The sequence below is a fragment of the Amycolatopsis sp. NPDC004368 genome, from assembly GCF_053602515.1.
This window is the reverse complement of record NZ_JBSGDT010000007.1, coordinates 176,286-197,599: the sequence shown is the minus strand read 5'-3', so window position 1 is coordinate 197,599 and position 21,314 is coordinate 176,286. Positions and strand designations below refer to the sequence as shown.

At 70.1% G+C, this 21,314-nt stretch carries 15 protein-coding genes and 2 tRNA genes; 8 read left to right on the top strand and 9 right to left on the bottom strand.

Features of this window, described 5'->3' with window-relative positions:
• Positions 1-78 precede the first annotated feature (78 nt).
• Complete coding sequence (locus ACWEOE_RS13760) at positions 79-741, top strand: peroxiredoxin-like family protein (protein ID WP_452008069.1); 663 nt, start codon at positions 79-81, stop codon at positions 739-741.
• Positions 742-823: 82 nt separating this feature from the next.
• Here the strand turns inward: ACWEOE_RS13760 and ACWEOE_RS13755 are convergent, their stop codons facing one another.
• Positions 824-1,417, bottom strand: a complete 594-nt coding sequence (locus ACWEOE_RS13755; protein ID WP_452008066.1) for a hypothetical protein — start codon at positions 1,415-1,417, stop codon at positions 824-826.
• Between the two features lie 41 nt (positions 1,418-1,458).
• Between ACWEOE_RS13755 and ACWEOE_RS13750 the strand changes: the two genes are divergently transcribed.
• Together ACWEOE_RS13750 and ACWEOE_RS13745 are read left to right on the top strand one after the other, a co-directional pair.
• The gene (locus ACWEOE_RS13750; protein ID WP_452008063.1) at positions 1,459-1,596 is read left to right on the top strand and encodes a hypothetical protein; all 138 of its coding nucleotides are present in this window, start codon (positions 1,459-1,461) and stop codon (positions 1,594-1,596) included.
• A 147-nt stretch (positions 1,597-1,743) separates the two neighbouring features.
• A complete protein-coding gene (locus ACWEOE_RS13745) occupies positions 1,744-4,587 on the top strand; it encodes an AfsR/SARP family transcriptional regulator (protein ID WP_452008060.1) in 2,844 nt (947 codons plus the stop codon).
• A gap of 193 nt (positions 4,588-4,780) precedes the next feature.
• Here ACWEOE_RS13745 and ACWEOE_RS13740 read toward each other — a convergent pair whose 3' ends face one another.
• The gene (locus ACWEOE_RS13740) at positions 4,781-5,461 is read right to left on the bottom strand and encodes a GntR family transcriptional regulator (RefSeq protein WP_452008057.1); all 681 of its coding nucleotides are present in this window, start codon (positions 5,459-5,461) and stop codon (positions 4,781-4,783) included.
• 382 nt (positions 5,462-5,843) lie between these two features.
• On the opposite strand from ACWEOE_RS13740, the gene ACWEOE_RS13735 reads away from it, so the two are divergent.
• Together ACWEOE_RS13735 and katG are read left to right on the top strand one after the other, a co-directional pair.
• Complete coding sequence (locus ACWEOE_RS13735) at positions 5,844-6,272, top strand: Fur family transcriptional regulator (RefSeq protein WP_452008054.1); 429 nt, start codon at positions 5,844-5,846, stop codon at positions 6,270-6,272.
• A 22-nt stretch (positions 6,273-6,294) separates the two neighbouring features.
• The gene (gene katG / locus ACWEOE_RS13730) at positions 6,295-8,565 is read left to right on the top strand and encodes a catalase/peroxidase HPI (protein ID WP_452008051.1); all 2,271 of its coding nucleotides are present in this window, start codon (positions 6,295-6,297) and stop codon (positions 8,563-8,565) included.
• Positions 8,566-8,612: 47 nt separating this feature from the next.
• On the opposite strand, the gene ACWEOE_RS13725 is transcribed toward katG, so the two are convergent.
• Complete coding sequence (locus tag ACWEOE_RS13725; protein ID WP_452008048.1) at positions 8,613-9,041, bottom strand: DUF1653 domain-containing protein; 429 nt, start codon at positions 9,039-9,041, stop codon at positions 8,613-8,615.
• Entirely contained in the window at positions 9,038-10,309 is a 1,272-nt protein-coding gene (locus tag ACWEOE_RS13720) for a thioester reductase domain-containing protein (protein WP_452008045.1), read from the bottom strand. Before ACWEOE_RS13720 ends, ACWEOE_RS13725 begins: the two co-directional genes overlap by 4 nt.
• Positions 10,310-10,367: 58 nt before the next feature.
• Here ACWEOE_RS13720 and ACWEOE_RS13715 point away from each other — a divergent pair, with 58 nt between their 5' ends.
• Entirely contained in the window at positions 10,368-10,721 is a 354-nt protein-coding gene (locus ACWEOE_RS13715) for a tRNA-dependent cyclodipeptide synthase (RefSeq protein WP_452008042.1), read from the top strand.
• A gap of 45 nt (positions 10,722-10,766) precedes the next feature.
• Here the strand turns inward: ACWEOE_RS13715 and ACWEOE_RS13710 are convergent, their stop codons facing one another.
• The 3 genes from ACWEOE_RS13710 to ACWEOE_RS13700 form a co-directional block, all read right to left on the bottom strand.
• Entirely contained in the window at positions 10,767-12,332 is a 1,566-nt protein-coding gene (locus ACWEOE_RS13710; protein ID WP_452008039.1) for a hypothetical protein, read from the bottom strand.
• A gap of 507 nt (positions 12,333-12,839) precedes the next feature.
• On the bottom strand, positions 12,840-14,246 hold the full coding sequence (locus ACWEOE_RS13705; protein WP_452008036.1) for an amidase family protein: 1,407 nt from the start codon (positions 14,244-14,246) through the stop codon (positions 12,840-12,842).
• A 64-nt stretch (positions 14,247-14,310) separates the two neighbouring features.
• Positions 14,311-14,850 carry a hypothetical protein gene (locus ACWEOE_RS13700; protein ID WP_452008034.1) on the bottom strand — a complete coding sequence of 180 codons (540 nt, stop codon included), beginning with the start codon at positions 14,848-14,850 and terminating at the stop codon, positions 14,311-14,313.
• A 104-nt stretch (positions 14,851-14,954) separates the two neighbouring features.
• Here ACWEOE_RS13700 and ACWEOE_RS13695 point away from each other — a divergent pair, with 104 nt between their 5' ends.
• Positions 14,955-15,563 (top strand): TetR/AcrR family transcriptional regulator, encoded by a 609-nt coding sequence (locus ACWEOE_RS13695; protein ID WP_452008031.1) that lies wholly within the window; start codon positions 14,955-14,957, stop codon positions 15,561-15,563.
• An 845-nt stretch (positions 15,564-16,408) separates the two neighbouring features.
• On the opposite strand, the gene ACWEOE_RS13690 is transcribed toward ACWEOE_RS13695, so the two are convergent.
• A tRNA-Pro gene (locus ACWEOE_RS13690) sits at positions 16,409-16,485 on the bottom strand.
• A gap of 79 nt (positions 16,486-16,564) precedes the next feature.
• Between ACWEOE_RS13690 and ACWEOE_RS13685 the strand changes: the two genes are divergently transcribed.
• A tRNA-Gly gene (locus ACWEOE_RS13685) sits at positions 16,565-16,638 on the top strand.
• Here the strand turns inward: ACWEOE_RS13685 and ACWEOE_RS13680 are convergent.
• Positions 16,590-21,311: a HAMP domain-containing protein gene (locus ACWEOE_RS13680; protein ID WP_452008229.1), complete on the bottom strand. Its 4,722-nt coding sequence runs from the start codon at positions 21,309-21,311 to the stop codon at positions 16,590-16,592. The two genes, ACWEOE_RS13685 and ACWEOE_RS13680, sit on opposite strands and share 49 nt — an antisense overlap.
• Between the last annotated feature and the right edge of the window lie 3 nt (positions 21,312-21,314).

Sequence of the window (21,314 nt, the reverse complement as noted above, 5' to 3'; positions counted from 1 at the left end):
AGTTTGCTGCCGGTACTACTGGATTGAGCTATCCAGTTCCGCCGTCGGCGGGCTGGCGAGGACGTCGAAAGGCTTGATGTGACCACCACTGACACCACCATCGCCGAGCGGGTCGAGGCACTGCAGGCAGATCTGGCCGGCAGGATGCCGGCCGATGCCGCAGCTGCGTTCCATGCCGAGCAGACCGAGCTCGCCGCGGCCGGGACGCCGGCCGGCGTGCTCGCGGCGGGCGCCGCGATGCCCGACGGTGAACTGCTCGACGTGCACGGCGTGGCCACCACACTGGCCGCGGTCCGCGCCGGCCGGCCCGCCGTCGTCGTGACCTACCGCGGCGCCTGGTGCCCGTATTGCAACGTCGCGCTGCGCACGTACCAGGAACAGCTCGTGCCGGCGCTGGCCGGGCGGGGCATCGAGCTCATCGCGCTCAGCCCGCAGAAGCCGGACGGTTCGCTGAGCATGGCGCAGAAGAACGAGCTCACCTTCACCGTGCTGTCCGACCCGGGCAACCGGATCGCGTCGGCCCTCGGTGTGCTCACCGCTCCGACCGAGCAGGTGGCCGGCGCGCAACGGGCGCTCGGACTCGACCTGACCGACGTCAACGCGGACGGGACCGGCGGCATCCCGATGCCCACGGTGGTCCTCGTCGACGCCGAGGGGACCATCCGCTGGATCGACGTGCACCCGGACTACGCGACGCGCACCGAGACCTCGGAGATCGTCGCGGCTCTCGAACTGCTCTGAACGACGGAAAGTGCGCCACCGCGCACTTTCGACAGCGCAAGTGCTCGTGAGTGCCTGTGCCGGTTCTGACCGGCACAGGCACTCACGAGCTCTGGTGCGGCTGTTCGTTCAACCCCCTGTGAAGGGTTGGAGCATGCGTGCGCTGCCCGTTGTTCCGCTGGCGTATACCGAAGTGGGTGAGCCTGAGCACGTCGGTCGGGGACCGCTGGAATAAACGAACACGATGGCCGAGCCTCGGTTCGAGACGGTGTCCATCAAGGCTGCTGGTCTGAATGGACGAGCGCATTCCGATTCGGGATGGGCGGTGATGTGGCGATTTCTCTCGGCCAACAACCGGAGTATCGCGCAGTCGGTTGATTCCTTTCCCGACGGTGATTCGTGTGCCCTTGCGGTGCAGCGGCTCAAAGAGGGGCTGCTGCGTCTGGCCGGGGAGTCGGTGGGCGTCTCGAGCCGCAAGTACCGCCGCCGGTTGCACGCGATCAATTCGGGTAGTCCTTTTCACCATCTCGCCGAATCGAGCGGTGAGATCAACCGAACCCGCCGGCGCGCCGGAAGACCGGGTGGCGCCGACCGCTTCTTCCGGCTGGCACTGCTGGGCGCCGGGCTGCTGGTGCTCACGATCATGGTGGTGGTCGGCGGTTTCCTGCTGAAGAACGGCAGCCAGGCCCTCGGCCACGCCGGACTGTCCTTTCTCACCACCCAGGCCAGGCCCAGCGCGTGTCTGCGCGGTGCGCTTTCTTCCTGGCGGAGGAGGGCGCGCCGGGCGGGATCGTGGAGGAGGGACCGACGGAGACGATCTTGGGCGCACTGCGCGACGAGCGGACCACCGACTACATCCACGGCCGCTTCGGTTGAGCGGATGCTTACTTCCCGCACCTCGAAAACGCTTGTGCCGCCGAGTCGTCCGCTCGAAGATCAATCCAGCTCAGGGTATGTTGTACAGCGTTACAGTTCACGGCTCGGCGCGGTGGGCGGTCGGGCCGCGGTCGAAGCGGAGGGCCGGTGGGAGATCCCGGTTCGCCTCGGGTGCGGTTCGAGATCCTCGGCCCGGTGCGGGCCTGGCGGGGTGAGCGCGAACTCGCTCTGGGCCCTCCCGCGCAACGGCTGCTGCTGACCGTCCTGCTCGCGCGCGACGGCAGTCCCACGGGTCTCGACGAGCTGGTCGACCTGCTCTGGGAGGACGAGCCGCCGGCGAGTGCGGCCAACGTGATCCAGCGCTACGTCGGGGCGTTGCGCCGCGTCGTCGAGCCTGATCTCGCCTCGCGGGCTCAAGGCCGGTGGCTCGTGCGCCGGCCTGGCGGGTACGCGTTGCAGGTGGACGCCGACAGCTGCGACCTCGCCGACTTCCGCGCCCGGGCCGCGGGGGCGCGCCAGGCGGAGGACGCGGGTGAGGCGCTGACCCGGTACCTCCACGCGCTGGAGCTGTGCCGCGGTGCGGCCGGCGCGGGCAAGACGCCGTCGACGAGCGTCGCCACGCTGCTCGCCGGCATCGACCGGGAGGTCGCCGCGGTGCTGCTGGAAGCCGCCGACCTCGCCGCGAAGACCGGCCAGTCGCCGCAGCCGCTGCTGCCGCACCTGGAGCGGCTGGCCGCGCAGGACCCGTTCGACGAAGGCGTGCACGCGCGCCTGATGCGTGCGCTGGCCGCGGTGGGGCGCCGCGCCCTGGCGCTCGAGCTGTATCGCGACATCCGCGGGCGCCTGGTGGCCGAGCTGGGCGTGGAGCCGGGCCCGGAGCTGGTGAAGGCGCAGCAGGCGCTGCTCGGCGAACCGGAGCCCGAGCCGGAACCGGACCCCGCGCCCGCCGCTCCCGCTCCGGGGCCTGTGCGCCCCGCACAGCTGCCGCCGGGCCTGGCGGCGTTCACCGGGCGCAACGCCGAGGTGACGACGCTGTCGCGGACGCTGGAGTCCGCCGTCGACACGGGCACGATGCCGCTGGTGGTGATCGACGGGCTCGCCGGCGCGGGCAAGACTTCGCTCGCCGTGCACGTGGGCCACCGCGTGGCCGCGCGGTTCCCCGACGGCCAGCTGTACGTGAACATGCAGGGCTTCGACCCGACGGGCGCGGTGGTCGACCCGGCCGAAGCGCTGCGCGGGTTCATCGAGGTGCTCACGCTGGGCTCGGTGCCCGTGCCCAGCGGGCTGGACGCGCGCAGTGGTCTGTACCGCAGCCTGCTGGTCGGGCGCCGGATGCTCGTCGTGGTCGACAACGTGCGCGACGCCGACCAAGTGCTCCCGCTGCTGCCCGGGGCCCCGGGCAGCGGGGTGATCGTGACCAGCCGCAACCGCCTCGGCTCGCTCGTCGCCTCCCACGGCGCCGAGGTGCTGACCCTCGACACCCTGTCGCCCGAAGACGCCCGAGACACGCTGGCCCGGCGCCTCGGCGAGGACCGGGTCACGGCCGAGCCCGAGGCGGTCGCCGAGATCGCCCAGCTGTGCGGCCGGCTGCCGCTGGCGCTGGCGATCGTCGCGGCCCGCGTGCGCACCCGCCCGCAGCTCACGCTCGCGGCGCTGGCCACGACGCTGCGCGAGACCCGCGGCACGCTGGAGGCGTTCGGCACCGACGGCACGGGTGACGTGCGCACCGTGTTCTCCTGGTCGTACCGGATCCTCAGCCCGGCGACCGCGCGGCTGTTCCGGCTCCTGCCCCTGCACCGCGGCGCCGACGTCTCCGTCGACGTGGCGGCGAGCCTCGCGGGCATCCCCGCGGCGGAGGCGCGCACGCTGCTGGAGGAGCTGACGCGCATCCGGTACGTCACCGAGTCCCGGCCCGACCGGTTCTCGGCACACGACCTGATCCGCTCCTACTCCCTGGAGCTGCTGAAGACCACCGACCCGCCGTCCGAGCAGGACGCCGCACTGCGGCGCCTCGTCAGCCACTACCGCTGCGTCGCCCATCAAGCCGCGCTGCTGCTGCGGCCGTTGCGGCCGGACCACGACCACGTGCCGGTGCCTGAGCCGGGCGTCACGGTGACCGGGCTCGGCGGGTACGACGAGGCCGCGGAGTGGTTCGAGACCGAGCTGCCCACGTTGACACTCCTGGCCTGGCAGCTGGCCGCGACGCCGGCGCTGCGGGCCGAGACCGGGCCGTTGGCGCTGTCGCTGCTCACGGCCTACCAGCGTGTCGGCAGGGCCGAGGAGTGGGCGGCGGTCACCGAGCTGGCGCTGGGGACGGTGGAGGACGACCCCGCGCTGGAGGCGCAGCTGCACCGCAGCCTCGCCGGTGCCTACAGCCTCCTGCAACGCGGCGAAGACAGCCTCCGCGAGCTCGACCGGGTGATGGAGCTGCTCACCGACGACGCCGAGCGCGCCTTCGTGCACACCAATTACGGCAACGTGCTCTTCTCGCTGGACCGCGTCGAGGAGGCCGCCGAGCACCTGCGCCGCGCGGTGGACCTGCACCGCGCCGCCGGCAACGCCGCGGGTGAGGTCGCGGCGACGACCGGCCTGGCGTTCGGCTCCGCCGTGCTCGGCCGGCGCGAGGAGGCGGTGGCGCTCGCCGAGCGCGCGGCCGCGGCCTACGAAGCCATGGGCAACCGCAACGGCGTGCTCAGTGCTTGGCAGGTCATCGCTTCGGCGCACGAGGCCGTCGGCGACCTGGCCGCGGCCGAACCGTGGTGGCTCGATGCGATCCGCGGTCAGCGCGAAGTGCACAACTGGCACTTCGCCGTGGAGCTGCTCGCCTACGTCGGCGGTGTGTTCGCCGAATCCGGTGATGCCGAGCGCGCGACGCGGTACTGGGCCGAAGCCCGAGACATCATCGACGAGCACGGCGTGCCGGACGCCTTCGACGTCCGCGAACGGTTGAGCGCGCACCTCTGCGCGAAGGCCGCGGGCCCGGCGGACTGAGACCCGGCTCGCACTCGGCTCGGCCACGTCAACTACCTGAGCGCCGATGTCGCGCGCAACGCCGAGTTCGTGGCTGGTGTCATCGGCGCGTGCCCCACCGAGCAAATCGTGCGCGAGGACGCCTCCTGGTGCCCCCGGCCAGCGCGGTGTGGTGAACCCGCCGGGCCGACCACGTACGGGCCGAAAACCGTTGTCAGCGCTGGTGTTCCGGCTCTGAACGCAGCGCGTCGAGCACGCTCTGCAGGTGCTGGCGCATCGCCAGGGCCGCGGCGTCGGCGTCGCCCTCGACGATCGCGGCGATGATCAGCCGGTGCTGGGGCAGTGACACGCTGGGGCGTCCTCGCCGCCGGGACAACCGGAACTGGTAGCGCACGATCTGCGCGCCCAGCCGCTCGATCACGCTCGCCGAGGTGGGGTGGTCGGCCATTTCGCGGATCTTCGCGTGCAGCGTGGCGTTGAGCTCGGAGTAGCCGTCGACGTCGTTGGCTTCGACGGCCGACACCATGTCCTGGCCGATGCGGCGCAGGGTCGCCGCGTGCTCGGGCGTGACGCGTTCCGCGGCCTTCGCGGCCGAGAGCGCTTCGAGCGCCATGCGGACCTCGGTGATCTCGATGGCGGTCCGCAGCGACACCACCTTGACCCGGGCGCCCTTGTTGTGGAGCACCTCCACGAGGTCGTCGACCATGAGCTCCCGCAACGCATTGCGCACCGCGCCGCGGCTGGCGCCGTACCGCTCGATGAGGTCGACCTCCACCAGCCGCTGACCAGGCACGAGCTCACCGCTGGTGATCGCGGCCCGCAACTCGACGGCCAGCGACGCCGACACGGGTTCGTCCCGGGCCGGCGTCGCACGCGTCTTGTTCTGCCCGGCCACCGCTTCCCCCTCGCCACCGCGAACCGGTGCTCGGCCCGGGCCATGGAATGTGCCGATATCGTAAACCAAATCGTCGGCCGAACCGGTCGGCCCGCAGCGGTGCCGCGTGCTGACCGGTTCGCCCGTCTTGGTGTCGTGCGTGCGGTAGCGGCCGGTTTGTCGCGGTCGATCATCGGCGGCCCCGCCCGCGGGCTCCCAGGTTGGCTTCGACGTGAACTTCATGGTCCCCGGAGCGCGCGCCCGCCGAGACGATCTCGACGGAAAACGATCCGATGGCGATCTTCGTTTAAACTGGAATGGATCGGGAAACTGCTAGCTTGGACCAGGTCCGATTCCGGCCGAGCCCCTCGGCCGGACTTCCCGACGGCAGATCAGGGTGCGCATGATGTCCGGGTTCGAGGCCCAGCTGCGGGCGGCCTCGTTGCGCGTCACACGGCCGCGCCTCGCCGTGCTCGCGGCGCTGGACGAGCATCCGCACGTCGACACCGAAACCGTGATCACGCTCGTGCGCGAGGAGCTGCCCACGGTTTCGCACCAGGCGGTCTACGACGTGCTGCGAGCCCTCGTCGACGCCGGTCTGGCGCGGCGCATCCAGCCCGCCGGTGCGAACGCCCGCTACGAGTCGCGGGTGGGGGACAACCACCACCACGTCGTGTGCCGTTCGTGCGGTGCGATCGAGGACGTCGAGTGTGCCGTCGGAGCGGCTCCCTGTCTCACCGCAGCGGACGATCACGGGTATGTGATCGACGAGGCGGAGGTCGTGTTCTGGGGCCTGTGCCCCGGCTGCGCGGCCGAACACCACCACCAGTGATCCGACCCCGGAAGGCGAGCAGATGAGCGAGACCCCGGAAACCACCCCGTCGAGCGCGCAGGGGGTGGACAAGAAGGCGGCGGCGGGTTGCCCGGTCGCACACGACTCCGTCACCTCGCACGGCAGTGAGAGCGAGAATCCGGCGATCGACTCGCCGCAGCCCAAGACCGGTGGTCGTCCGCACACCAACCGCGACTGGTGGCCGAACCAGCTCGACCTTTCGGTGCTGCACGCGCACTCGTCGAAGAGCAACCCGCTGGCGCAGGACTTCAGCTACGCCGAGGAGTTCAAGAAGCTCGACGTCGACGCCCTCAAACGCGACATCACCGAGGTGCTCACGACCTCGCAGGACTGGTGGCCGGCCGACTTCGGGCACTACGGCGGCCTGATGATCCGCATGAGCTGGCACGCCGCGGGCACCTACCGCATCCACGACGGCCGCGGCGGCGCCGGCGACGGTGCGCAGCGCTTCGCTCCGCTCAACAGCTGGCCCGACAACGCCAACCTCGACAAGGCGCGCCGCCTGCTGTGGCCGGTGAAGCAGAAGTACGGCCAGAAGATCTCGTGGGCCGACCTGCTCGTGCTCGCCGGCAACGTGGCGCTGGAGTCGATGGGCTTCACCACGTTCGGCTTCGGCTTCGGCCGCGTGGACACCTGGGAGCCCGAGGAGATCTTCTGGGGCCCGGAGGACGCGTGGCTGGGCGACGAGCGCTACGCCACCGACACGGAGATGGTGCCGCAGCTCGGCGCGACCGAGATGGGCCTGATCTACGTCAACCCCGAAGGCCCCCGCGGCAGCGCGGACTTCATGGCGGCGGCCCACTTCATCCGCGAGACCTTCGCCCGCATGGCGATGAACGACGAGGAGACCGTCGCGCTCATCGCCGGCGGCCACACGTTCGGCAAGACCCACGGCGCGGGTGTGGCCGACGACCACGTCGGCCCGGAGCCCGAGGGCGCGCGGCTGGAGGCGCAGGGCCTGGGCTGGCTGAGCACCTACGCCAGCGGCAAGGCGGGCGACACGATCACCAGCGGGCTCGAGGTCACGTGGACCGACAAGCCGACCGAGTGGTCCAACCGCTTCTTCGAGATCCTGTTCGGCTTCGAGTGGGAGCTGCAGACGAGCCCCGGCGGCGCGAAGCAGTACGTGGCCAAAGACGCCCCGGAGATCGTGCCGGACGCCTTCGACCCGGCCAAGAAGCACAAGCCGACCATGCTCACCACCGACCTGGCGCTGCGCTTCGACCCGATCTACGGCCCGATCTCGCGCCGCTTCCTGGAGCACCCGGACGAGTTCGCGCTGGCGTTCGCCAAGGCCTGGTTCAAGCTGCTGCACCGCGACATGGGTCCCGTCAGCCGCTTCCTGGGCCCGTGGGTTCCCGAACCGCAGCTGTGGCAGGACCCGGTGCCGGCCGTCGAGGGCGAGCTCGTGAGCGACGCCGACGTGGCGGCGCTCAAGGCGAAGGTCCTCGACTCGGGTCTCACCGTCGCGCAGCTGGTGAGCACCGCGTGGGCGTCGGCCGCGAGCTTCCGCTCCACCGACAAGCGCGGTGGCGCCAACGGTGCGCGGCTGCGCCTGGAGCCGCAGCGCAGCTGGGAGGTCAACCAGGGGCACGCGCCGGTCCTCGAGAAGCTGGAAGAGATCCAGCGCGGCTTCACCGGTGCCGACGGCGCGAAGATCTCGCTCGCGGACCTCATCGTGCTGGCGGGTTCGGCCGCGGTGGAGAAGGCCGCGCGCGACGCGGGCGTCGAGGTCACCGTGCCCTTCCACGCGGGCCGCACCGACGCCACGCAGGAGCAGACCGACGTCGAGTCCTTCGCGGTCCTCGAACCGCGTGCCGACGGTTTCCGCAACTACCTGCGAGCCGGCGAGAAGCTGCAGCCCGAGGTGCTGCTCGTCGACCGCGCGTACATGCTGAACCTCACGGCGCCGGAGATGACCGTGCTGGTCGGCGGCCTGCGGGCCCTGGGCGCCAACACCGGGGACTCGAAGCACGGTGTGCTGACCGACCGCCCGGGCACGCTGACCGGCGACTTCTTTACCAACCTCCTCGCCCCGGGCGCCCGCTGGCAGGCCGCGAAGGACGAGGAGAACGCCTACGAAATCCGCGACGCCGCAACGGACGAGCTGAAGTGGACCGCCACCGCGGTCGACCTCGTGTTCGGCTCCAACTCACAGCTGCGGGCACTCGCCGAGGTCTACGCCGGTGAGGGCGCGCACGAGAAGTTCGTCGCCGACTTCGTCGCGGCGTGGACGAAGGTCATGGAGCTGGACCGCTTCGACCTCGCTTGATCTACCGGAACCGTGGTGCGGACGCGTTCGGCGTCCGCACCACGGTTTCAGAGGGCGTCGACGAAGGTGAACCGCGGCAGTTCGCCTTCGCCCGCAGGGTTTTTCACGCGCTGCCGGAACTCGGCGAGCGGCCGGACCCAGGAGCTGAACGTGCCGTAGAGGGTGCGGTACACCACCACTTCGTCGGCGTTGTCGCTGTGGCGCGCGTTGCCGGTGACGAGGTACAGCCCGCCCTTGAAGTGGCGGTAGACGCCGGTGTGCAGATCGGGCGGCAGCTCCTGATCCGGCGCCGGCTGCCAGTTGTGGATCCCGGTGAGCGCGAAGTTCGACACCGCCCGCCGTTCGGTGTCGAAAGCCTTCAGCAGCCAGCGTTTTTCCCCGTTGCGCCACACCTCGTGCGGGCGCACCTGCCGCATGCCTCGCGAGCCGCCTCGATCGGTGTAGTCCAGGTGGATCACCGGGATTTCGTCCGTCACAACAAGCCCAGCCCTCTGAGATCCGCCACGTACTTTTCGATCAGGGCGCGCGACACGTGCGGAATATCCGGCCCGATTCCCGCATCCCGCACGGCTTCGCGGAACCGTGTGCCCGGCACGGCCGAACCGGCGACCGGTGTGATCGGCGAGCGGTAGTCGTGCACCAGCGGCAGCAATGAATCCTGCCGCTGCTTCTCCGGCAGGGCCCGCAGCGCGACGGTGAAGCGTTCGTGCCACTGCCGGTGGTCCTCGATCCGCTCGATCGCGGCGCCGGTGGCGATCAGCCAGTCGACGAAGGTGTCGAGGGAGACGTTGTCGTCGTGCGGGTTGACGACGTTGAAGGTGCGGTACCCCGGCTCACTCGCGCTCAGGGTGGCCACGGCCTCGGCGATGAAGTCGACCGGCAGCCCGTCGTAGTGCGGGCGCGCCGGATCGTCCCCGCGGTAGAACGACCGCGGAGCGAGGCCGGTGGCGAGCACGCTCAGCACCAGCCGGGTGAAGGCGTCGGGCACGTTGAGCTGCCCGGCGTAGCGGCTGTGCGCAAGGATCATGTCGGAGCGGAACACCGTCACCGGCAGGCCGTACCGGTCGTGGGCTTCGCGCAGCAGCACCTCGCCGGCCCATTTGCCGGTGACGTAACCGTTCGCGTGACTTTCGTCGATGGCCCGTTCGGGGACGGCCGTGCGGATGTCGGCGGTTTCGTCCACCACCACCGTGCCGCGGGTCGAAACGGCCACAGTGGACAGATACGTCACCGGCTTCAGGCGTTCGGTCAGCGCCAGCCGGATGACCTCGGCGGTGCCGGCGACGTTGGGGCCGAACAGCTGGTGGTAGGGCAGCACGTGGTTCACGAGCGCGACCGGGTGCACAACGAGGTCCACCGTCTCGGCCAGCCGCCGCCAGGTCGGCTCGGCCAGGCCCAGGCGCGCGGACCCGAGGTCCCCGGCGACGACCTGCAGTCCGCCGCTGAGTTCCGCGTACTCCGCCTTGAGCTCGGCGTCACCGCTGTCGAACGCTTCGTCGAGCCGCCGTCGCGCGTCCGCGTCGTCGGTGCCGCGCACCAGGCAGACGAGGGTGCCGCCGGTCGGTGCGAGCCGCTTGAGCCAGTCGAGGCAGAGGAACCGGCCGAGGAAACCGTTGGCGCCGGTCAAGAGCACGGTCGTGGGTGGGCGGGGTGGCCCCGCGGCCTGGTCGAGTGTCGCGGGGTCGAGGAACTTGTCCAGGGTGAGGTCGGCGGCCCGGGCGGTTGTCGCGTGTTCGCCGTGCACCGAGGCCACCGTGGGACGGGCTTCGGCCGTGGACCGCAACAGGGCGACCTGAGCCGCGATGTCCCGCAGCGTGCCGCTCGGCCACCTGCGCGACGACGTCCACCGTGCCTTCGACGAGTCACCGGCGTTCCGCGACTCGGTGCTCGCCACGTCGCGCCAGTACCTGGCCACGAAAGAACTCACCGGCGACATGCCCATCGAGGACCGCGTCCGCCTGTCAGCACGGTACTTCCTCGCGGAGCTCCCGCTGTGGCTGGACACCGCGGGCATCGTCGGCGCGCCGTCGTCGCTCTTCTGTTACCAGGCCACGAACACCATCGTGAACGAACTGTGGGACCGCCGCCACATCCTGGCCCCGCGGGATGACCAGGGCTACCTGATCACGACGGAACTCGACTCCGACGAGGCCTGAACCCGCACTCGCTGCCCCGGCCCTCCGCCGGGGCAGCGAGTGCGCTCATTCGGGCGTGAGCGGTTCGCCTTCGCCGGTCCACCCGGCCAGCAGCCGGCGCATCCGGTCGCGGATTTCGGGATCGGGCTCGATCTCGCCCGCCTTTCTCAGCGCGTCGACGAGGTGGCCCGGGATGGCGTCGGACGGCCACGCGGTGAGGGCTCGGACGGCCATGTTCCGGTTGCGGACGGTCGGATTGGCCAGCGCGACTTCGATCAGCGGCCAGCCCTTGCCCGGGTGTTCGTCGAGGCGGCTGACGATCAGGTCGAGGGTCCGATGTGGAGGGTCGGCATCGATCCCGATGCCACGGGTCGGTCCGGTGGCGAGGGTTTCCAATGGCAGGAGTTCGCGCGCGAGCGCCACGGCGTCGTCGATGTCGTCGTCGGTGAGCGCCTGCCAGAGGTACGAGTCGTCGGGGTGGGCGCGGACGCGGGCCCGGATGCGCTCGCGGGTGGGGATGTCCAGTTCCTGCGCCGGCCAGATCGCCTGCCGGAACACGGGCAGGTCGGGGCTGTCCAAGGCGTGCTCCACGGTGAGCCGCCAGTCGGGTCGGTGGACCAGCCGTTCGCAGGAGTCCTGCAAGCGCCGGCGAGCGTCGAGATCCACGGCCCAGCCGGAGGTGAGGAACCGGGCCAGCCGGAGCACGACCGCGACGCGCGCGAGGCTGGGCGGCCGGGCCGCGACGAGCGTGAGGTAGCGGTCGATGGTCACGGGCGCGTCGGCGTAGTCGGTCATGTCCTCGGCGGGGCCACCGAAGTAGAGGGCGGTGAGGATGTCCCCGGCGGAGTCGAGCAACTCGTCGTCCACGGGCGGTGTGGCCAATGCGCCGGCCAGGTCGCCGGTGGTGGCGGCGAGGTGGGCGAGGTACTCGTCCATGATGTCGTTGCGGAAGCCTCCCCGCAGCAGCCACGTTTTGATGGCCGGGGACGAGGTTCCGGCCAGCCGCTCGACCGCGTGGATGCGTCCCCAGCCGGAGACCCGTTGCGCCAGCTCGAACAGCGCCTCCTCGCGGTCGGGTTGCGAGCGCGCGAGGGCGACGGCGGCGAAGAGGCTCAGGGTTTCCAGGCGCCCCAATAGAAGCAGCAGCTCGCGATCCCGGCGGTCACCCGTCGGCCCGAGCAGCAACAGCCCCAACGCGACCGCGGTGCGGCGCGTGCCGTTCTCGGCGAGCCACCGCCCGACCTGGCGCAGCCGCTCGGCGGGCAGGCCACGTGCGGCCAGCTCCCTGCTGACGGCGTCGGCGATCGGCAACATGTCCTGGGCCGCCGCGAAATCGTGAACGTGCTCGACCGCTTCGGGCGCGGGCGGACCGGCCACGAGGTCGGCGATCAGGTCGACGAGCGCCACCGCGGCCGGCACGTCGGGCGTGACACGGGAATGGTGCGTGCGCACCCCGTCGAGGACCGCCTCGGACATCTGCGGCCGCCGTGCGGCGGGCCGGCTGTCGGGGAGCGGGTTGCCGCCTCGGGGCAACGGGCCGGGCCCGTGCATCTCCGTCAAGGCGATCACATGGGCGAAGTACGTCGGACGTTGTTCATCGCCGACGGGCAGCCGCCACGCTTCGGTACTCATGCGGCAGGGCGGAAGCCGCCCTTCAGGTCGATCATCATGCGGTCAGGATGGCCGACGAACGTGGGTGCCCGCAACCGATTTTCGGTCCCTCGACGCGGTGCCGACCGGACATGGGACACGCGCGAAACGGTATTGGACGGTACGGCGGGGAATGAGGGGTGTCAGTTGTCGAGAGACGTCGAGGCTGCCGTCACTTGAACGTGGCGGCAGCCTGCGCTCCGTCAGGGACGAGGAACATCGTGGCTGATTCCGAGCCGACCCCCGACGGAGCCCTGCTGGGCCGCGGCCGGCTTCGAGAGGTGGCGCCGGGCAGAGGTGCCGCATTTCCAGGTGGCTGTCGAACAATCCTCGCCTGTTCGTGAAGAAGCCCTGTGACCACCGAGGATCAGCGAAACATCACTGACGCCGAACCCGCACCGGTGACTTCTCGGCTCGATGACGCTCGACATACGCGTGCAGCCTCGCGCCGACCTCGGCCCACACCCCGGCCCCGGCCGGCGCAGTGCTTCACACCGGTGGGGGCAGCTTCTCGAGAACGCCCTCGACTCGGCGTGCCAGGTCGAGGAGGCGGCGGTCCTGGCCGGGTGCGCCGTCGATCTCGAGCCCGGTCGGCAGGCCGTTTTCCGCCTGCCCCATGGGAATGCTGATGCCCGGCAGCCCGGCCCCGCTGGTGGGCACGGTGTTTTTCGCGAGGACCAGCTCATCGACCTGCTCACCCGCGATCGTGACCGGACCGTGGTCGATCAACGGTGCGGGGCAAGGTGTCGTCGGAAAGAGCAGAGCGTCGAAGCCGCGGTGGGTGAAGACCTCGCCGAGGCGGCGCTGGAGTTCCGGGCGGTCGATCGACATCGTCGCCTCGTAAGCCTCCTGGGTCAAATAGCCGGGCCCGCTCGGCAGGACGAGAGCGCGCCACGTTTCCTTGAGCTGAGGCTTGAGCTCGTCGAAGATTTCATCGAACGACACCGGGACGTTGTTCCGGTGGAGGAACTCCGAGACCGCCTGTCTCGTCTCCCGGAAGAACAGGTTCCACGTCAACCGATCCGCCAGCGTCGAAAAGTCCGCACCGAGGTCGATTTCGGCGACCTCCGCGCCGGCGTCGCGCAGGCGCTGGAGTGCCTGGGTGAAATGCACTTCGACCTCGGGGTCGATCAAACTCAGGTACTGCCGGGGAGCGTAGGCGAACTTCACCCCTTTCAGGTCGGTGCGATCGGCCGGGGGAGTGGCCGCGTCCCGGGTGACGACCCGGTCGATCAGCGCGCAGTCCTCGACGCTGCGCGCGAGGACACCCGCCGTGTCGAGCGTGGGTGAAATCGGTGCGATACCACCACCCGGCCAGCGGCCCGTGGTCGGCTTGAAGCCCACGACGCCGGACAGCGCGGCGGGCACCCTGATGGAGCCCACCGTGTCGCCCCCCAACGCGGCGGGCACGATCCGAGCCGCGACGGACGCGCCTGCGCCGCTCGAAGATCCGCCCGGCACGTGGTCGCGGCCGTAGGGATTTCTCACCTGTCCGAAGGGCTTGTTGTTCCCGGTCAGGCCGAACGACATCTCGACGAGATTGTTCTTGCCGAACACGGTGGCCCCGGCGTTTTTGAGCGTGGAGACCACTTCCGCGTCTTCGGCCGGCGTGTACCTGGCCAGCGTGTCCACGCCGAGTGTGGTGCGAAGCCCGCGGGTCAGGTAGCTGTCCTTCACCCCCAGCGGCACGCCGAGGAGGGGATCGGTCGCACCCGCCGCGCGCGCCTTGTCCGCGTCGGCAGCCGCGGACAGCACCGTGGATTCGTCGATCGTGATGAAAGATTTGAGCTCGGCGTGCGTTCGGGCGTTGCGCAGAAGTGCGGTCGCGTACGCCTCGGCGGTGAGGTCGCCTTCGCGAATGGCCGCGGCCGCTGCCGCCACGCCGAGTTCGGCCACCTCGGTGGCCGCTGGGTTTCCGGTTCGCATGACTGTCCCTTTCGGACTGGGGATCGACGGTCGGTTACTGGGCTGCCGCTTCGGCGATGGCGGGAGGCACGGGAACATCCAGAACCCGGAGGAGGTCGGCGACCTTGCGGTCCAGTTCCCGCCCGACGGAGGTGATGGCGGGAACGCCGAAGCCGGCGAAGTGGGTGCTCGGCTGGTCGAGGGAGAACCGGGTGACACCTTGCCCGTCCAGGTGAATCGTCGTCCGCAACGGTGCGTAGAGCATCACCGCCGGGTCGTGCCGGTACATCCGTTCGGCGATCGTGTGGTTTCCCATCAGGTACGCGACGCACGACCCCTGGTCGCCCGCGAGCTGCATGAGCTCACCGACGTCGGTGCCCCAGAACCGCAGGAATCCGTACGGCGCGTTCTCGGCGGCAGCGGCGAGCACCGTGTCCCAGCTTGCCCGCTCGGCGCGCAGCTGTGCCATCCGATCCACGTCGAGCGGCGGCACCGCGGCTTCGTACCGGTCCCGGAAGTCCGCAAAGGACGTTCCGGTGTCGACCGACCAGCGGACCACCTCGCGGCGAACCGAGGTGAAGTGGTGAGTGGGCATGGGCTTTCGTTCCTCTCCGGGTGACGAATGCGAAGTAAAGCGATCGTTGTACCTGAGGCTAACAGGCTTGCGGCGAGATGTAAAACGATCGCTATACTTGGGGTATGGGAACGAGTGAGGTGACGGTCGCCGCTCCGCAGGGCGGGCGCGGGGCGCGCCAGCGCATCCTGCGTGCCGCGGCCGAGTTGTTCGCGAGAGACGGCATCCACGCCACCGGCATCGCGAAGCTGACCGACGTGGCGCACGTGTCGACGCGGACGTTCTACCAGCACTTTCCGAGCAAGGAGGCGGTGGTCGGGGCGTACGTGCAGTGGCTCGAGTCCGACGCGGAGGCTCTCGCCGAGACCGCGTTGCAGCGCAGCGACCTCGGCGCACGCGAGCGTCTCGTGGAGCTGTTCGCCGAGCGCCCGGCCGGTCCGCCCGCGGCAACAGTCGTACGCGGTTGCCCACTGCACAACACCGCCGTCGAAGCGGCCGGGACGATGCCCGAAGCCGCCGCCTTGGTCGAGCGGCACAAGAGGGAACTCGCCGCGCGGCTGATCGACACCGCCGCCGAGGCGGGCGCGCGCGAGCCCGAAACCCTGGGCCGGCAGCTCGCCGTGCTCTTCGAGGGGGCCCGCGCGCTCTCGACCTCGCTCAACGACAGCCGCCCGTTCGAAGACGCCCAGGCCCTCGCGGAAACCCTGATCGACGCGGCGATCGACCCCGCCTGACATCCCGCCGCTGACGACCTCCGACATTCACCGCCTCGCGCGGTCGGCGGCGACTGCGCGCGCAGCCGGCGAACCACTGCCCTGGGTCCCGGAACTGCAGGTCGGGATCTGGCACTCGCCCGGAGAAATCGTCGACCATCGCGATCCGACGCCCAAGGCTTCGAGTCGACATCGGCCACGACATGTACCTGATAAGCCACTAAGGCCAGCCGTCAGTCGAGCCTGGGCCGAAGGCGCGGGCTACACCGTGCCCATGGAGTCGCTCAGCTTCCGTGGCTGCCCCTGACAGCGATTCTCGAGCCGGCAAGAATCACGCTCGCGGATCGCGCGCTCGTGGTCGCGCGTGACACAGGGAATCGCTCTCGCTGCCGTCTGGGGCGAAGTGGTGTGACCGGAAGGCGCGGCCGAGGTGGGCGTGGACGTGGCGGCCGAGTTCTCCTTCGGCGCCGGAGGCGGTGCCGCGGCGACGGAGCATGATTCTGCTGCCGTTGGCTTCGAGCGGTGCGCGTCGGCGGATGTCGGCGAGCCAGAGTGTGGTCGTGAGTTCCGCGGCCGGATGGCGGCTGCGGACTCGGATGTTTGCAAGGCGCGGTAGTTGTTGTTGGCGTTGTCCGGGCTCGTGGTGGCCGGCCGATAGCACCGGATGGTGCGTGGGCTGAGGTTTCTGCGTCTCGAGTGACACACACCGCTCGTCGATCAGCGCCTGCCAAGCGCCGGGGGCGGGGGTTGGTCGGCAGCTCATGACCACCTCCTCGAAGCGAAGTGTCACAGAGCGCTGTGCCGGCTCCCCAGCCGTGTCCGACGGCACGACAATGGGGCTGAACCTCAGGAGGTCCAGCCCCATCTGGTCGGGATGACAGGATTTGAACCTGCGACCCTCCGCTCCCAAAGCGGATGCGCTACCAAGCTGCGCCACATCCCGACACCCCGCGGAGGGGGTGTGCGACACCACCCTAGCCCTCACGCTAAGCTGACTGCGCTCCTGGGTCACCGGGGGCGCTGCGGGTGTAGCTCAATGGTAGAGCCCTAGTCTTCCAAACTAGCTACGCGGGTTCGATTCCCGTCACCCGCTCCATATCCGTTCACCTGCGAGGACGAGGCGGCGTCGGCCTCCAGGCGGGTGGCGATCACGTCCAGCAGCAGATCCGTGTCCACCGGCTTGGTGATGTAGTCGTCGGCGCCCGAAGCCAGGGTGCGTTCGCGGTCTTCGGCCGTGGCCTTGGCCGTGACGGCGATCACGGGCAGATCTTCGTGGGCCGCTTCGGCGCGGATGGCGGCGATGGTGGCGTTGCCGTCCAGTTCGGGCATCATCACGTCCATCAGCACCAGTGCCGTGTCCTCGTGGCGTTCCAGGGCGCGGATGCCCGCGACGCCGGTGTCGGCGTAGATCACTTCCAGGCCGGCCTGTTCGAGCACCGCCGCGAGGGCGAAGACGTTGCGCAGGTCGTCGTCGACGATCAACACCTTTTCGCCGTTGAAGCGCTTCGGGGCGCTGTCCGGTTCGGTCACGGTGATGGTGCTCGGCAGCACCGGCAGCTTCGGCGCGGGCCGCACCGGGACAGCCGGGGCGATGAGGTTCGCGGCGCCCACGGGCAGGTACAGCGTGAACGTGCTGCCCACCCCCGGTTCGCTGCGCACGCGCAGTTCGCCGCCGATGAGCTCCGTGAGCTGCTGGCTGATCGACAGGCCCAGACCGGTGCCGCCGTACTTGCGGCTGGTGGTGCCGTCGGCCTGGCGGAAGGCGTCGAAGATGATCGCCAGCTTCTCCTCGGGGATGCCGATGCCGGTGTCCTCCACGCCGAACGCGATGATCCCCGCCGCCGACTGCAACGCTTCCTGCTCCACCTCTTCGGCCGACGCCATGCGGATGTGCAGCCGCACGCTGCCCTCGTCGGTGAACTTGGCGGCGTTGGACAGCAAGTTGCGCAGCACTTGCTGCAACCGGTGTTCGTCGGTGTGCACGCTGCCGGGCACGGGCGGGTCGATGAGCACCGCGAACTCCAGCCCCTTGTCCGCGGTGAGCGGGCGGCACAGGGACTCGACGTAGTTCACCAGCTCGGGCAGGGTCACGTCGGACATCTGCAGGTCCATGCGCCCGGCCTCGACCTTCGCGAGGTCGAGGATGTCGTTGATCAGCTGCTGCAGGTCGCTGCCCGCCGCGTAGATGGTGCGGGCGAACTGGATCTGCTTCTCCGTGAGGTTGCCCTCCGGGTTCTCCGACAGCAGCTTCGCGAGGATCAGCGCGCTGTTGAGCGGAGTTCGCAGCTCGTGCGACATGTTCGCCATGAACTCGGTCTTGTACTGCGACGCCACCGTGAGCTGCCCGGCCCGCTCCTCCAGCTCCTGGCGCGCCTGCTCGATCTCGATGTTCTTGACCTCGATGTCGCGGTTCTGCTGAGCCAGCAGCGCCGCCTTCTCGGCCAGCTCGGTGTTGGACCGCCGCAGCTCGCCCTGCTGCGCCTGCAGCTGCTCCGAACGCGCCCGCAGCTCCTGGGCCAGCCGCTGCGACTCCGTGAGCAGCGCCTCGGTGCGCGAGTTGGACAGGATCGTGTTCACGTTGACGCCGATGGTGTGGCGCAGCTGCTCCAGCAGGTCCAGGTGCACCGCGGAGAACTCGTTGACCGAAGCCAGTTCCAGCACGCCGAGCACCTCGCCCTGGAACAGCACGGGCAGCACGATCACGTTCACCGGCGGCGCCGAGCCGAGGCCCGAGGACACCAGCGCGTACTCCGGCGGCGCCTCGCGCACGAGGATCGTCTGCCGGTCGACCGCGGCCTGCCCGATCAGCGACTCGCCGAGTGTGAACCGCAGCCCGGCGCGCGACTGCGCGAGCCCGTACGCGGCGATGCAGTCGAGCACCTTGCGGCCGGGGTCGCTGCCGTCGTCGTGGGCGAGGAAGAACGCGCCCTGCTGGGCGCTCACCAGCGGCGCCAGCTCCGAGAGGATCAGCGTGGCCACGGACGCGAGGTCGCGGTGGCCCTGCATGCGCCCGCCGAGGCGCGCGAGGTTGGTCTTGAGCCAGTCCTGCTCGCGGTTGGCCGAAGTCGTCGACTTCAGGTTCGCGATCATCTGGTTGATGTTGTCCTTGAGGTCCGCCAGCTCACCGGAGGCGTCCACGGTGATGTGGCGGGTCAGGTCGCCCGCCGTCACGGCCGTGGCTACCTGGCCGATCGCGCGCACCTGCGTGGTGAGGTTGCCCGCGAGCTGGTTCACGCTTTCGGTGAGCCGCTTCCACGTGCCCGACACGCCCTCGACCTCGGCCTGACCGCCGAGCTTGCCCTCGGTGCCCACCTCGCGCGCCACGCGCGTGACCTCCGAGGCGAACGCGGAGAGCTGGTCGACCATCGTGTTCATCGTGGTCTTGAGCTCGAGGATCTCGCCGCGCGCGTCGACGTCGATCTTGCGCGAGAGGTCCCCTCGCGCGACCGCGGTGGTCACCTGCGAGATGTTGCGCACCTGGCTGGTCAGGTTGTGCGCCATGAAGTTGACGTTCTCCGTCAGGTCCTTCCACGTGCCCGCCACACCCGGCACGCGCGCCTGACCGCCCAGGATGCCTTCGGTGCCGACCTCGCGCGCCACACGGGTGACCTCGTCGGCGAACGCGCGCAGCGTCTCGACCATGCTGTTCAGCGTCGCCGCGAGGGCCGCGACCTCGCCGGCGGCGTCGATGGAGATCTTCTTCGACAGGTCGCCGTTGGCCACCGCGCTCGCCATCGTGGCGATGCTGCGGACCTGCTCGGTGAGGTTGTCGGCCATGCCGTTGACGTTGTCGGTGAGGTCCTTCCACGTGCCGGCCACGCCGGGCACACGCGCCTGGCCGCCGAGCTTGCCCTCCGTACCGACCTCGCGCGACACCCGCGTGACCTCGTCGGCGAAGGCCGAGAGCTGGTCGACCATCGTGTTGAGCGTGTTCTTGAGCTCCAGGATCTCGCCGCGCGCGTCGACGCTGATCTTCTGCGTCAGGTCGCCCTTCGCCACCGCCGAGGTGACCTGGGAGATGTTGCGCACCTGGTCGGTGAGGTTGTTGGCCATGAAGTTGACGTTGTCGGTCAGGTCCTTCCACGTGCCCGCGACGCCCGGCACGGCCGCCTGACCACCCAGCTTCCCCTCGGTACCGACCTCGCGCGCCACGCGCGTGACCTCGTCGGCGAACGCGGAGAGCTGGTCGACCATCGTGTTGAGCGTGGTCTTCAGCTCCAGGATCTCGCCGCGCGCGTCCACCGCGATCTTCTTGGTCAGGTCACCGCGCGCGACGGCCGTGGCGACCTGCGCGATGTTGCGGACCTGCGCGGTGAGGTTGTTGGCCATGAAGTTCACGGACCCGGTCAGGTCGCGCCAGATCCCCGCGACGCCGGGCACCTGCGCCTGCCCGCCCAGCATGCCTTCGGTGCCGACCTCGCGCGCCACGCGCGTGACCTCGTCGGCGAAGGCCGAGAGCTGGTCGACCATCGTGTTCATCGTGGTCTTGAGCTCAAGGATCTCGCCGCGGGCGTCGACGGTGATCTTCTGCGTCAGGTCGCCCTTCGCCACGGCCGTGGTCACGTGGGAGATGTTGCGCACCTGGTCGGTGAGGTTGTCGGCCATCTGGTTCACCGAGTCGGTGAGCCCGCGCCACGTGCCGGCCGCGCCGGGGACCTCGGCCTGGCCGCCGAGCCGGCCGTCGCTGCCCACCTCCCGGGCCACGCGGGTCACCTCGTCGGCGAACGCGGAGAGCTGGTCGACCATGGTGTTCAGCGTGGTCTTGAGCTGCAGGATCTCGCCGCGCGCGTCGACGTCGATCTTCTTCGTCAGGTCACCCGCCGCCACGGCCGTGGCGACCTGGGCGATGTTGCGGACCTGGTCGGTGAGGTTGTCGGCCATGAGGTTCACCGAGTCGGTGAGGTCGCGCCAGGTGCCGGCGACGCCCGGCACGCGTGCCTGACCGCCCAGGCGGCCCTCGCTGCCGACCTCGCGCGAGACGCGCGTGACCTCGTCGGCGAACGCCGAGAGCTGGTCGACCATGGTGTTGATGGTGTTCTTGAGCTCCAGGATCTCGCCCCGGGCGTCCACGTTGATCTTCTGCGTGAGGTCACCGCGCGCCACGGCCGTGGTGACCTGGGCGATGTTGCGGACCTGCTCGGTGAGGTTGTCGGCGAGGAAGTTCACGGAGTCGGTGAGGTCGCGCCAGGTGCCCGCGACGCCGGGGACCTCGGCCTGACCGCCCAGGCGGCCCTCGCCGGCGATCTCGCGCGACAGGCGGATCACTTCGGCGGCGAAGCGCGAAAGCTGCGCGAGCAGGCCGTTCACGGTCTTCGCGAGGTCGGCGTACTGGCCCTGCAGCGGCTTGCCGTCCAGCTGCAGGGCCATCGGCTGCGAAAGGTCGCCGGCGGCGACGGCGCCGAGCACCCGGTCGAGCTCCACCACGGGCTTGGACACGTCCTCGATCAGCCCGTTGACCGTCTCGACGGCGGTGGTCCAACCACCGGGGCCGATCTCGGCGCGCACGCGTTCGGTGAGGCGTCCTTCCTGCCCGACGGCCCCCCGCACTCGCATGAGTTCGGTCACGAGCCGCTGGTTGCGCTCGGCGATGTCGTTGAACGCGCCCGCGAGCTGAGCGGCGATCCCGTCGCCGCTCGCCACGATCCGCCGGCGGAAGTTGCCTTCGCCGAGGTCGCGGACGGCGGCCAGGAGCCGCTCGAGCGCAGCCGCCTCACCGGCGGCGATGCCGCCCGCCCCGGTGAACTCGTCCCGCTCCGAACCGGTTGTCATCTC